This window comes from Amycolatopsis dongchuanensis (assembly GCF_039542405.1).
Taxonomy (GTDB): Bacteria; Actinomycetota; Actinomycetes; order Mycobacteriales; family Pseudonocardiaceae; genus Amycolatopsis_E; species Amycolatopsis_E sacchari.
The window spans coordinates 16,873-28,536 of sequence record NZ_BAABIB010000143.1; the positions used below are offsets into that span (position 1 = coordinate 16,873).

The window sequence follows — 11,664 nt, forward strand, 5'->3', positions numbered from 1 at the left end:
GCTCCGGCGCCGTGGCAGGCAAGGGAACTCCGGCGACCGCGGTACTGGCCAAGCAGCGCGTCGAGCACAGGCTGCACACCTACGAGCACGATCCGAAGCACGAGTCGTACGGCATGGAGGCCGCCGAGGCGCTCGGGGTGGAGCCCGCCAGGGTGTTCAAGACGCTGGTCGCGGACGTCGACGGCAAGCTGACGGTCGGCGTCGTCCCGGTCACCGGCCAGCTGGACCTCAAGGCGCTGGCCGCGGCGGCCGGCGGCAAGCGGGCGAAGATGGCCGAGGCGGCCGCCGCGCAACGCGCCACCGGGTACGTCCTCGGCGGGATTTCGCCGCTGGGGCAGCGCAGCCGCCTGCCCGTCGTGATCGACTCTTCCGTCGAGAACTTCGACACCGTGTTCTGCTCCGGGGGCCGCCGGGGCCTGGAACTGGAACTCGCGCCTGCCGACCTCGTCCGCCTGACCGGCGCGAAGGTCGCCGCGATCGCCGCTTAGGACAGCGGGCGCAGGACCCGGGTCAGCCACTCCGACGTGATCCTCGCGAGGCCGTCGAGGTCCTTGTCGAGTGCGTGCGTGCCGGGGATGACCACGACCTCGTGGTGCGGGCCCGCTTCCGGGCGGCCGAACGGGTCCGACTCACCCTGCACGACGAGCGTGGGCACCTCGACCGCGTCCAGCTCCGCCTGCCGCGACTTCTCCGGCTTGCCCGGCGGGTGCTCGGGGAACGCCAGGCACAGCACGGCCGCGGCCTGCCCCTCGGCGGCCGTGCGGCACGCGACGCGGGCGCCGGAGGAGCGGCCGCCGAAGACCTGCGGCAGGTCGTCGAACCGTTCGCCCAGCTCCTCGGCCACGGCGAGCCACGCCGCGTCCAGCTGCTTCGCCGGGGCGGGCGCCCGTCGGCCCGCGACGCGGTACGGCTGCTCGACCAGTGCCACGTCCACGCCGACGGCCTGCGCCGCGCGCGTGACGGCGACGAGGTCCTTCGCGTCGATACCGCCGCCCGCGCCGTGCCCGAGCAGCAGGACGGCCTGGGCCTCCTCCGCGCAGTGCATCTCCACGCGCGCGGGCCCGTGGGGCGTGTCGATCTCGATCGTCGTCATGCGGCCTCTTGTCGGACGCGGCAAGCCGCGGCAGTGCCGTTTGCCAGCATGGTGCCCGATGATTCGGACCTGCGAGCAGTCCTCATCGGGGCAGGTCGAACAGGGCCGTGTCGAGGTCGGCCTGTCCCTCCTCGACGCGTTCCAGCAGCTCCGGACCGTTGTTCCGGACGTTGTTCACGCGGTCGGAGATCGGCCGGAGTTCGAGGGTGTCCACGATTTCACTCGGCGGGGTGAGCAGCTCGCCCACGTCGTCGCGGTCCGGGTCGAGCCAGGTCGCCCAGCGGTCCTTCGGCATGAGCAGCGGCATCCGGTCGTGGATGTCGGTGAGCCTGCCGATCGCGTCCGTGGTGATGATCGAGAACGTGATCAGCGGGTCCGCGTTGTCGTCCTTCGGGTCCCGCCAGCTCTCCCAGATCCCGGCGAACGCGAGGTCCTCGCCGGTCATGAAGAACGGCTCCTTCTTCTTGCCGGTCCTGCGCCACTCGTACCAGCCGTCGGCGGGCACCAGGCAGCGGCGCTTCGCGAGCGCCTTGCGGAACGCCGGCTTCTCCGTCGCCGTCTCCGCCCGCGTGTTGATCATGCGGTTGCCGACCGAGGGGTCCTTCGCCCAGAACGGCACGAGCCCCCAGCGCATCACGCGCAAGCTGCGCACCGCGGGCTCCTCCTCCAGCACGTGCCCGTCGGCGTCACGCGGGTGCCGCTGCACGACCGTGACCACGTTCTTGGTGGGCGCGACGTTGTAGTCGGCCTCCCTGGCCCGCCCGTCCGTCTCGTCGACCGCGTCGAACTCCTTGACCAGGTCAGCGGGGTTCTTGGTCGCGGCATAGCGCCCGCACATGTGCCAGCTCCTTCACGCGGGTACTCGGACAACCCATCGTGGCACACATCGGGGATCATCTGTGGGGCTGACACAGAGGGAGGACCGGCTTGGCAGGCAGGGACTGGCGCAGGCTCGACGAAAGCGACGTCCGGGTGCGGCCCGGACGCGGCTCCCGCCCCCGCAGCAAGCGCCGCCCCGAGCACGCCGACGCCGTCCCGGCGATGGTCGTCGCCGTGGACAGGGGCCGGTGGACGTGTGCCGTGGACGGCGACCCCGAGCAGCTCGTGACCGCCATGCGGGCGCGCGAACTGGGCCGCACGCCCATCGTGGTCGGTGACCGGGTCGGGCTGGTCGGGGACGTCAGCGGCAAACCGGACACGCTCGCCAGGATCGTGCGCGTCGAGGAGCGGTCGAGCGTGCTGCGCCGCACGGCCGACGACACCGACCCGTACGAACGGGTCGTCGTCGCCAACGCCGAGCAGCTGCTCATCGTGACCGCGCTGGCCGATCCCCCGCCCCGCACCGGGTTCATCGACCGCTGCCTCGTCGCCTGCTACGCGGGCGGCCTGCAGCCCGTGCTGTGCCTGACGAAGGCGGACCTGGCGAGCCCGGACGACCTGCTGGCCCGCTACGGCGAGCTGGACGTGCCCACGCTGGTCACCCGGCACGACCAGGAGTCCGAGGAGCTCGTCGCGACCGTGCGCGGGCGGGTGTCGGCGTTCGTCGGGCACTCCGGTGTCGGCAAGTCGACACTGGTGAACCGGCTGGTCCCCGACGCCGCGCTCGCGACCGGCGAGGTGAGCGCGGTCGGCAAGGGCAGGCACACGTCGGTCGCCGCGGTGGCCCTCCCCCTGCCGGGGGGAAACGGCTGGGTGATCGACACACCCGGGGTGCGCTCGTTCGGCCTCGCGCACATCACCGCCGACGACATCGTGTCGGCGTTTCCGGAGTTCACCGAGGCCGCGGAGGAATGCCCCCCAGGTTGCGGGCACCTCGGCCCGCCCGAGGACCCGGACTGCATGCTCGACGAGGTGCCGGAAAAGCGCAGGCTGCCATCGCTGCGCCGGTTGCTGGCGTCGCGCGCCGGTCTGGAAACATGAGCGCCACTTCACGTCTTTTTCACGAAGGGGCTGCACATGAAAAGACCCATGCTGGCCGTGGGCGCGCTGGCACTGGTACTGACGCTGGCCGGGTGCGGACAGCGTCCGGTGACCGGCACGGCGAACGGGGACGCGGCCGCGGCCGGGAACTCGCCGCTGTTCAGCAACGCGCAGGAACTGGTGCGGGCCGCCACGAGCCAGACCGAGAAGGCCAAGTCGGCGAAGTTCTCGATGGACATGGACGTCGCCGGCCAGACGATGACCGCCGAGGGCGCGGGGACCTTCGACGGTGACAACACCACCATGCAGATGTCGATGACCGTCGGCGGCATGGACCAGGAACTGCGGTACGTCGGCAACACCCTCTACATCCGCCTGCCCGAGCAGCTGCGCGCCCGCGTCCCCGGCGGTAAGCCGTGGGGGAAGGTGCCCGCCGACAGCGACACGGCGAAGGCCCTCGGTGCCGCGCAGGCGCAGCAGAACGACCCGAGCAAGACGCTCCAGCAGATCCAGGAAGCCGGCACGATCACCCGCAGCGAGCAGACCACGCTCGACGGGAAGCCGGTCACCCACTACTGGATCGACATCGACTTCGCGAAGGCGATGGACCGGTACCGGGGCACGCAGATGCCGCTCGAACAGCTCGAGCAGATCAAGGACAAGGTCGGCAAGCTGCCCGCCGAGCTGTGGCTCGACCGTGATCAGCTGCCGGTCCAGGTGTTCCAGGACATGTCGCCGATGATGGTCGCCGCCGGTGCGCCCGCGAGCGCCCAGACCTTGAAGATGACCATGAAGTACAGCGACTGGGGAACCCCGGTCGACGTGCAGACACCGCCCGCCGACGAGGTCGGCGAGCTTCAGCTGCCCAACTGACTTCCCTGGCCGGCGTCCGCGTCGCGGGCGCCGGCCACGCACGCGTGCAGCCGGTCCGCGAGCGCCTTGACGTGCTCACGCAGTTCCTCCGGATATTCGATCTCGAACGGCTTGTTCAGCCACGCCAGCACCGACGGGACCCACTCCAGCCGCTCGGCCCGCAGCCGCAGCCGCACCCAGTCCCCGTCGCCCTCCTCCACCGCGGCGACCCCGGCGGGCATCCGCGCCCGCACTTCTTCCGCCGGCGCCAGGATCCGCACCGACACCTCGTGCGTGTACGGCACCTCCGCCAGGCCCGCCAGTACTCGCGCGGCCGGGTCGAAGCCCTCCGGCACTTCGAACGTTCCCGGCAGCACGGATGCGCTTTCGACGCGGTCGAGCCGGAACGTGCGCACCTCGCCGCTGTCCGAGTCCGCGCCCGTGACGTACCAGCGCCCGGAGTGCGCGACGATCCCGTACGGGTGCACGGTGCGCTCGCTGCGCCTGCCGCTCCACGCCGTGTACGCCAGCGCGACCGGGTTGCGGTGCCGTGCCGCCTCCGCCAGCGTCAACAGCACGCGCGTCTCCGCGTTGACCACGGGCCTGGCCGGGGCGGTGAAGTCGGCGGTGTCCAGCAACGCGTCCAGCCTGCGCCCGAGGGCCTCGGGCAGCACCCGCCGCAGCTTGGCCGCGGCGCTCTCCATCGCGGCCGCCGACGTCGTCACCAGGCCCGCCCGCCGTCCGGCGACCAGCCCGAGCAGCACGGCGAGCGCCTCCTCGTCGGTGAGCATCAGCGGCGGCATCCGGTAGCCGGGGGCGAGGCGGTAGCCGCCGTACCGGCCCCGCGTCGACCGCACCGGGATGTCCAGGTCGACGAGGTGGCTGACGTAGCGGCGTACGGTGCGTTCGTCCACGCCGAGGCGGTGGGCGAGTTCGGCCACGGTGCGCGTGCCGCCGGTCTGCAGGATCTCCAGCAACGCGAGCACGCGGGCGGTGGGTCTGGTCATACCGGAAATTGTGCCGTGAATACCGGGCGGTTTCTGCCCGGTATCACTCCTAACGTCTCCGGTATGGCTACTTACGTGCTCGTTCCCGGCTTCTGGCTCGGCGCCCGCGCCTGGCGTGCCGTCACCGCCGACCTGCGCGGTCGGGGCCACGACGTCCACCCGCTCAGCCTGACCGGTCTCGGCGAACGCGCCCACCTCGCGCGCCCGGACACCGACCTCGAAACGCACATCACCGACGTCCTGGAGCTGATCCGGTACGAGGACCTGCACGACGTGGTGCTGGTCGGCCACAGCTACGCCGGCGCGGCGGTGATCCCCGCCGTCGCTGACCGGCTGCCGGGCCGGATCGGCAAACTGGTGTTCGTCGACACCGGTCCGCTGCCCGACGGCATGTCCCAGGCCGAGTTGGCCCCGCCGGACCAGCAGGCCCACGACGCCGAACTGGTCCGCACCGAGGGTGACGGCTGGCGGCTGCCCCCGCCTGCGTGGCGGGAGGTCGCGCCCGGCCTGCCCGCCGACGAGCTGGAGCGGCAGTCCACCCCGCAGCCCTGGGCCACGGCCACCACGCCGGTCCGGCTCGGCGGGGACTGGGAAAAGGTCCCGCGGCTGCACGTCCTGTGCAGCTTCACGGTCGAGCAGGTGCACGCGATGGCCGACAGCGTGCCCGCCTTCCAGCACATGCGCGAGGGCGGCTGGACGCACCGCGACCTGCCCGGCTCCCACTGGCCGATGCTCGACCAGCCCGGTGAGCTGGCCGCGATCCTCGACGAGGCTCAGCCCATGTGCGGGTAGCGGATGCCGACGGGCGCGTCGAACGTCTCCTTGATCGAGCGCGGGCTCGTCCAGCGGAGCAGGTTGAACATCGAGCCGGCCTTGTCGTTCGTGCCCGAACCCCGCGAACCGCCGAACGGCTGCTGCCCGACCACCGAGCCGGTGGGCTTGTCGTTGACGTAGAAGTTGCCCGCCGTGAACCGCAGCGCCTCGTGCGCCTGCTGGATCGCGACGCGGTCGTCGGCGAACACCGCGCCGGTCAGCGCGTACTGCGAAACCGTGTCCGCCTGCTCCAGGATGCGCTGGTACTCGCCGTCCTCGTACACGTGGACGGCGAGTATCGGGCCGAAGTACTCGGTGGAGAACACCTCGTGCGCCGGGTCCTCCGCGACGAGGACCGTGGGTTCGACGAAGTAGCCGACCGAGTCGTCGCAGTGCCCGCCCACGAGCACGTGCATCGCCGGATCACCGTCCACCTCGGACAGAAGCTTGCGGTGCTTCGCGAACGCCCGCGCGTCGATCACGGCACCACCGAACAACGAGAAGTCCTTGACGTCGCCGTATTCGACGGTGCGCGTCAGGTCCGCCAGCTCGTCACGGAAACCGTTGTCCCACAACGATCGCGGCACGTACGCCCGGGACGCGGCGGAGCACTTCTGGCCCTGGTACTCGAAAGCGCCGCGCACGAGCGCGGTGAGCAGCTTCTCGCGGTTCGCCGACGCGTGCGCCACGACGAAGTCCTTGCCGCCGGTCTCGCCGACGATGCGCGGGTAGCTGCGGTAGGTGTCGAGGTTCTCCGCGATGCGCCGCCACAACAGCTTGAACGTCGCGGTGGACCCCGTGAAGTGCAGCCCGGCGAACCCGGGATCGGCGAGCGCGACCTCGCTGACCGCGCGGCCGTCGCCGGTCACCAGGTTGACCACCCCCGGCGGCAGCCCGGCCTCCTCGAACACCTGCATCGTGTAGTGCGCGGCGAGCTGCTGCGTCGGCGTCGGCTTCCACACCACCGTGTTGCCCATGAGCGCGGGCGCGGTGGGCAGGTTGCCCGCGATCGCGGTGAAGTTGAACGGGGTGATCGCGACGACGAACCCGTCCAGCGGCCGGTAGTCCATCCGGTTCCAGCTGCCCGACACCGAGTTCGGCTGCTCGGCGAGGATGCGCCGGGCGTAGTGCGCGTTGAAGCGCAGGAAGTCGATCAGCTCGCACGCGGCGTCGATCTCGGCCTGCTGCACCGACTTCGACTGTCCCAGCATCGTCGCGGCGTTGAGCGTGTCGCGGTACGGGCCCGCGATGAGGTCCGCCGCCCGTAGGAAGATCGCGGCGCGCTCGTCGAAGGGCAGCTGCCGCCAGCCGGGCGCGGCGAGCTTCGCGGCCTCGACCGCGTCCGCCACGTCCTCCGGCGTCGCCTGCGCGGACACCCCCAGGACGTGCCCGTGGTCGTGCGGCTCGACGACGTCGAACGCCTCCCCGCCCGCGAGCCGCCGCCGGCCGCCGATGGTCTGGGGCAGCTCGTGTTTCTCAGCCGCCAGCTCCGCCAGCCGCCGCTGGAGCGAGTCGCGCTCGGGCGTGCCGGGGGCGTAGGTCAGGACGGGTTCGTTCGACGGCTGGGGCACGTTCGTGACGGCGTCCATGCCTCCACGCTAAAGCAGTTCCAACAAGAACGGCAGCTCCTGGGGCGCGTACCAGGCCAGTTCGTGGTCCTCGGCCTCGCCCAGCGCGAACTCCGCGTCCAGGTCGCCGAGGTCGGCGGCGTCGATGACCGCGGCGGCGGCGCGGACGGCGTCCTCCGCCTCCTCGGTGTCCACGTGCACCGCGGCGACGTCGTCCAGCACGATCGGCCCGGACAGCTTCACCACGGCGGCGTCCAGATCCGGGCGCGGGGTCGCGTTGTCCACGTCCACCGAGATCACGACCCGGCGCGCCACTTCCTTCTCGTCATCCCCGATCAGCCGCAGCGAGGCGCGGGCGGCGTCGAGCAGGGCCGCGTACTCCAGCTCCTCGGTGTCGCCGCTCACGTAGGACTCGCGCAGCGCCGGGGTGAGCGCGAACCCGGTGCCGCCGAGCGGCTGCAGCTTGCCCTCGGCCACGAGCCTGCGCAGCATCCCGATCGTCCCGGGCAGATAGACCCTCACCAGTGCGTCCCCTTCAGTTCGTCCAGCGAATCCTCGACCATCGCGGCCAGGTTCCCCACGTCGGACACGGCCTTGCGGTCGCCGTTCAGGCCGAAGTAGACGTTTCCGGCGTAGGACGTGACCCCGATGGCCAGCGCCTGGTTGCGCGCCAGCGGGATCACCGGGTACATCTCCGTCATCCTCGCCTGCCCCGCGTACAGCGGCTGCTGCGGCCCCGGCGAGTTGGTGATCACCAGGTTGAAGATGCGGCCGGAGAAGGACCCGGCGGCCCGCGCCGCCAGCGAGTGCATCGTCGCCGGCGCGAACCCGCCCACCTTCAGCATGGCACGCGCCGCGACCGAGCGGCCGGAGTCGGTGTAGCGGCGCATGGCGTGGCTGATGTGCTGCAGCCGCAGCACCGGGTCCGGCTCGCCGACCGGGAGGTCCACCAGGTGCGCCTCGACCTGGTTGTTCACCAGCCCGGCCGGGGAGAACTCCACCGTGCCGGGTTCGAGCACGGCCATCGGCACCAGCGCTCGCAACACCGTCTCGGCCTGCACGGTCTCACCGCGCGACAGCAGCCACTCACGCAGGGCACCGGTGAGCGCCGCGAGCACGATGTCGTTGACCGTGCCGCCGTGCAGGGCGCGGACCGCGCGGTAGTCGCTGAGCTTGGTGCGGACGACGGCGAACACGCGGCCGCCGCTGACGTGCGTGTTCAGCGGCCCCGAGGGCGCCGGCCGGGCGAGCGCGCGCACGACACCGCCGACGGCGTCGGCGACCTTGCCCGCGGTGGCGGCGGCGTCCCCGACGAAGGCCCGCACGTTCTCGACCAGCTCACCCGGCTGCCGCACGGTTTCGCTGAGGGCGTCGAGCACGAGTTGCGCGGCCGACGGCATCCGGCGCGGCACCCACGTGTCCTCGTACGGCTCGCAGGGCTGGGGCGTGGCGTCGAGGATCAGCTGTCCCAGCTCCACCGAGCCCATCCCGTCCACGACGGCCTGGTGCGTCTTGGTGACGAGCGCGACGCGGTCACCGGCCAGGCCCTCGACGAAGTACGCCTCCCACAGCGGGCGTTCGGAGTCCATCGGGCGGGCCATCAGCCGCGCGACCAGGTCGAACAGCTGCTCCTCGCGGCCGGGGGCGGGCAGCGCGGACCGGCGGACGTGGTAGTTCAGGTCGAAGTCCGGGTCGTCTGCCCACACCGGCCTGGCGAGGTGGCCGGGCACGTTCAGCACGCGCTGCCGGTACCGCGGCAGGTAGCCCAGGCGCTGCGTGACCAGGCACAGCAGCTGCTCGAAGTCGAAGCCCTCGCGCGGGCGCTCGAACACCGCCACGCCACCGACGTGCATCGGCGTGGTGGCGTCCTCGAGGTAGAGGAACGACGCGTCGAGCGCGGAAAGCCGGTCGGGCATGAGCCGATCCTGTCACTAGCCTTGTCTGGTGCGCGAAACCAACACTGTGTCCCCGAAGGACCGCTTCCTGACCGTGTACGGCCGCAAGCCGGTGCTGGAGGCGCTCGACGACCCGGAGCTGCGGGTCGACAAGATCATCCTCGCGGACAACGCCCGTGCGCCGGAGATCGTGCAGGCCGCGCGCAGGGCGGGGGTGCCGGTGCAGCGGGCGAGCGCGCACCGCGTGAAGGTGCTGGCGGGCAACGGCAAGCAGGACCAGGGCGTGCTGGCGGACGTCGTCGCGCCGCGGATGCGCCCGCTGGCGACGGCGCTGGCGAAGGCGCCGCTGCCGCCGCGGGTCCTGCTGCTGGACGGCATCACGACCCCGGCGAACGTCGGGATGATCCTCCGCACCGCGACCGCCGCCGGGATCGACGGCGTGGTGGTGCCGCGGCGCGGGGTGGCGTCGCTGGATCCGCTGGTGGTGAAGGCTTCCGCGGGCGTCGCGTTCCGCGCGCCGGTGCTGCGCTGCGCGACGGCGGCCGAGGCGGCGGGGATGCTGTCGGACGCGGGGTACCGGCTGTACGGGCTCGGCGCCACCGGCGGTGAGCCGCTGTTCGAGGCGGAGCTGCCGTCGCGCGCGGCGTTCGTGCTGGGCGGCGAGACCGGCGGGGTTTCGGACGACGTCGCGGAGCTGCTGACGGGCTGGCTCACGATCCCGATGCCGGGCGACGTGGAGTCCCTGAACGTGTCGGCCGCGGCCGCGGTGCTGTGCTTCGACCTGGTCAGGCGGGGAACAGCGCGGCCAGCTCGGTGAGCGTGGCGGGCACGGACGTGTGGTGCACGCCGACCATGCCGGCCGCCACGGCCCCGTCCACGTTGCGGCGCGAGTCGTCGACGAAGACGCAGGCGGTGGCGGGCAGGCCGAGGCGGTCGGCGGTGAGCAGGTAGACCTGCGGGCTGGGTTTGGCGTGGCCGACCTCGCCGGAGAACACGAGCGCGTCGAACCAGCGACCGAGGCGTGCCTTCGCGGTCCCGCCGCCCGCAGCGTTCGACAGCAGCGCGGTCCGCACGCCGCGTTCGCGCAGCCGGTCGATGGTCGTGAAGAGGTCGGCGGCGTCGGGATCGGTGAGCACGCCCGCGTAGTCGACGACCAATCCGCTCAGCATGATCCGACGATAGTCGTCACTGAGTCGGGTCCATCCTGACCGGATCGGATCCCCGCGGCCCTCCTTAAGGGTGGAAGTTGCCACACATCCTGGGGGGACGATGCGGACGATCATTCCGCTCAAACAGTACGAACCTTTGCGCGACCTGCACCGCTTCGCCGAGGTCGGCGGCCAGTTGCGGCTGGAGCTGGGGGCGGCGCGGATCCCGGAGGCGCGCACCGGCGCTCCTGCGGTGCCCGCGGACGGCGCCATGGCGGGCGGTGCGGACGGCGCCGTGGCTGGCGGTGCGGACGGCGCCGTGGCTGGCGGTGCGGACGGCGCCATGCCGGGCGGTGCGGACGGCGCCGTGGCTGGCGCTGGAGGCGACAGCGGGGCGTCGCCGGGTGCCGGCGCGGTGCTGTCGGCCGCACAGATGCGGTCGGTGCTGAACGCGGTGCTGGAGGTGCGGACGGGGCGGCGGGCGCTGAGCCACGTGCAGGGCCTGGTGAGCGCTCAGCTGTACGCACAACTCGGCCTGCGCCCGCCGGTGCCGAGCGTCAGGTTCACCGTGCAACGGGTCCGGGCGTGCCCAGTGACCCCGACGACGTGGGAAGCCACAGCGACCGCAACAACGGCGACCAGGACGTACGCCGTGACAGCCCGCTTCGACCTCACGGACGCCGGCTGGCGCTGCACCTTCTTCGACATCCTCCGCCCCGGCCGTTCCCCCCGATCGGGGGAACATCGGTGAGTTCGGGCCGTCCGGTGGGGGCGCGGCTCCCGCCGGACGGCCGGTGGGGCTGGGGTGGGGGCCCGGTGCCCCAGCAGGGGCGGGGCTGAAGCGGGCTTGCAGCGCGGCGAGGGCCGGGCCTGGGCGCCGCAGCACGCGGGGCTGGACCGGGCGCACCGGCCACCGGGGTGGACGTGAGGGGCCCGCCGCAGCGGTGGCTCGGCGGCGCCCCGAGCAGCCGTTTCCGCAGCCGGATCGGCGGTTGCCCCAGCGAGATCGCTGGATGGACCGCTCACGCCGGTCGTTTGCGGGACCGCAGCCTGCTGTCGACTGAACCCAGCCCGCAGGCCCGGCCCCGCAGGCCCGGCCCCGCAGCCCCGGCCTCCCGGCACGCCCCGCCGGGCGTCCACGGCCGACGAGCCCCGCCACACTAGGCCCGGCCCAACCCCCACCAACCACCCCACCCCAACGACAAAGGGGCCCTCCCCACCCGGGGAGGGCCCCTCAGCGCACCGAGGCAACAGACCTCAGCGGTTGCCCTTCTTGCTCCGCTTCGCGTCCGCGCGGGCGGCGGCTCGGCGCTCGCGCCGGGTGCCGCCTCCGCCGGCCGCCGCGCCTCCGCCGGCCGCCGCGGCGCC

General features: G+C 72.5%; 13 protein-coding genes. 6 read left to right on the forward strand and 7 right to left on the reverse strand.

Annotated elements, in window-relative coordinates:
* Positions 1-11 precede the first annotated feature (11 nt).
* The gene (ybaK, locus tag ABFX51_RS34170) at positions 12-488 is read left to right on the forward strand and encodes a Cys-tRNA(Pro) deacylase (RefSeq protein WP_346056229.1); all 477 of its coding nucleotides are present in this window, start codon (positions 12-14) and stop codon (positions 486-488) included.
* Here the strand turns inward: ybaK and ABFX51_RS34175 are convergent.
* Positions 485-1,093 (reverse strand): alpha/beta hydrolase family protein, encoded by a 609-nt coding sequence (locus tag ABFX51_RS34175; protein WP_346056230.1) that lies wholly within the window; start codon positions 1,091-1,093, stop codon positions 485-487. The two genes, ybaK and ABFX51_RS34175, sit on opposite strands and share 4 nt — an antisense overlap.
* Before the next feature lie 82 nt (positions 1,094-1,175).
* Positions 1,176-1,931, reverse strand: a complete 756-nt coding sequence (locus ABFX51_RS34180) for an SOS response-associated peptidase (RefSeq protein WP_346056231.1) — start codon at positions 1,929-1,931, stop codon at positions 1,176-1,178.
* Positions 1,932-2,020: 89 nt separating this feature from the next.
* Between ABFX51_RS34180 and rsgA the strand changes: the two genes are divergently transcribed.
* Both rsgA and ABFX51_RS34190 read left to right on the forward strand, forming a co-directional pair.
* Positions 2,021-3,013 carry a ribosome small subunit-dependent GTPase A gene (gene rsgA, locus ABFX51_RS34185; protein ID WP_346056233.1) on the forward strand — a complete coding sequence of 331 codons (993 nt, stop codon included), beginning with the start codon at positions 2,021-2,023 and terminating at the stop codon, positions 3,011-3,013.
* 36 nt (positions 3,014-3,049) lie between these two features.
* Positions 3,050-3,886, forward strand: coding sequence for an SCO4651 family lipoprotein (locus ABFX51_RS34190; RefSeq protein ID WP_346056235.1), 837 nt, complete (start codon positions 3,050-3,052; stop codon positions 3,884-3,886).
* On the opposite strand, the gene ABFX51_RS34195 is transcribed toward ABFX51_RS34190, so the two are convergent.
* Positions 3,871-4,872, reverse strand: coding sequence for a helix-turn-helix transcriptional regulator (locus ABFX51_RS34195; RefSeq protein ID WP_346056236.1), 1,002 nt, complete (start codon positions 4,870-4,872; stop codon positions 3,871-3,873). The genes ABFX51_RS34190 and ABFX51_RS34195 overlap by 16 nt on opposite strands.
* Before the next feature lie 63 nt (positions 4,873-4,935).
* Between ABFX51_RS34195 and ABFX51_RS34200 the strand changes: the two genes are divergently transcribed.
* On the forward strand, positions 4,936-5,664 hold the full coding sequence (locus ABFX51_RS34200) for an alpha/beta fold hydrolase (protein WP_346056237.1): 729 nt from the start codon (positions 4,936-4,938) through the stop codon (positions 5,662-5,664).
* Here the strand turns inward: ABFX51_RS34200 and pruA are convergent.
* From pruA to ABFX51_RS34215, 3 genes are read right to left on the reverse strand one after another with little or no spacing between them, the layout of a single operon-like run.
* Entirely contained in the window at positions 5,646-7,274 is a 1,629-nt protein-coding gene (pruA, locus tag ABFX51_RS34205; protein ID WP_346056238.1) for an L-glutamate gamma-semialdehyde dehydrogenase, read from the reverse strand. The two genes, ABFX51_RS34200 and pruA, sit on opposite strands and share 19 nt — an antisense overlap.
* 9 nt (positions 7,275-7,283) lie before the next feature.
* Positions 7,284-7,775 carry a DUF6912 family protein gene (locus ABFX51_RS34210; RefSeq protein WP_091513779.1) on the reverse strand — a complete coding sequence of 164 codons (492 nt, stop codon included), beginning with the start codon at positions 7,773-7,775 and terminating at the stop codon, positions 7,284-7,286.
* Positions 7,772-9,169 (reverse strand): WS/DGAT/MGAT family O-acyltransferase, encoded by a 1,398-nt coding sequence (locus ABFX51_RS34215; RefSeq protein WP_091513776.1) that lies wholly within the window; start codon positions 9,167-9,169, stop codon positions 7,772-7,774. Before ABFX51_RS34215 ends, ABFX51_RS34210 begins: the two co-directional genes overlap by 4 nt.
* A gap of 28 nt (positions 9,170-9,197) precedes the next feature.
* On the opposite strand from ABFX51_RS34215, the gene ABFX51_RS34220 reads away from it, so the two are divergent.
* Complete coding sequence (locus ABFX51_RS34220; RefSeq protein WP_346056239.1) at positions 9,198-9,965, forward strand: TrmH family RNA methyltransferase; 768 nt, start codon at positions 9,198-9,200, stop codon at positions 9,963-9,965.
* Here ABFX51_RS34220 and ABFX51_RS34225 read toward each other — a convergent pair.
* Complete coding sequence (locus tag ABFX51_RS34225) at positions 9,934-10,317, reverse strand: HAD-IA family hydrolase (protein ID WP_346056240.1); 384 nt, start codon at positions 10,315-10,317, stop codon at positions 9,934-9,936. The genes ABFX51_RS34220 and ABFX51_RS34225 overlap by 32 nt on opposite strands.
* A gap of 100 nt (positions 10,318-10,417) precedes the next feature.
* On the opposite strand from ABFX51_RS34225, the gene ABFX51_RS34230 reads away from it, so the two are divergent.
* A complete protein-coding gene (locus ABFX51_RS34230) occupies positions 10,418-11,047 on the forward strand; it encodes an Rv3235 family protein (protein ID WP_346056241.1) in 630 nt (209 codons plus the stop codon).
* Positions 11,048-11,664 lie beyond the last annotated feature (617 nt).

What these genes read in the sequence shown, in the direction of transcription:
- ABFX51_RS34200 (WP_346056237.1), top strand. Translation starts at nt 4,936, where the DNA reads ATGGCTACTTACGTGCTCGTTCCCGGCTTCTGGCTCGGCGCCCGCGCC.
- ABFX51_RS34175 (WP_346056230.1), bottom strand. Translation starts at nt 1,093, where the DNA reads ATGACGACGATCGAGATCGACACGCCCCACGGGCCCGCGCGCGTGGAG.
- ABFX51_RS34230 (WP_346056241.1), top strand. Translation starts at nt 10,418, where the DNA reads ATGCGGACGATCATTCCGCTCAAACAGTACGAACCTTTGCGCGACCTG.
- pruA (WP_346056238.1), bottom strand. Translation starts at nt 7,274, where the DNA reads ATGGACGCCGTCACGAACGTGCCCCAGCCGTCGAACGAACCCGTCCTG.
- ABFX51_RS34180 (WP_346056231.1), bottom strand. Translation starts at nt 1,931, where the DNA reads ATGTGCGGGCGCTATGCCGCGACCAAGAACCCCGCTGACCTGGTCAAG.
- ABFX51_RS34195 (WP_346056236.1), bottom strand. Translation starts at nt 4,872, where the DNA reads ATGACCAGACCCACCGCCCGCGTGCTCGCGTTGCTGGAGATCCTGCAG.
- ABFX51_RS34225 (WP_346056240.1), bottom strand. Translation starts at nt 10,317, where the DNA reads ATGCTGAGCGGATTGGTCGTCGACTACGCGGGCGTGCTCACCGATCCC.
- ABFX51_RS34190 (WP_346056235.1), top strand. Translation starts at nt 3,050, where the DNA reads ATGAAAAGACCCATGCTGGCCGTGGGCGCGCTGGCACTGGTACTGACG.
- ABFX51_RS34215 (WP_091513776.1), bottom strand. Translation starts at nt 9,169, where the DNA reads ATGCCCGACCGGCTTTCCGCGCTCGACGCGTCGTTCCTCTACCTCGAG.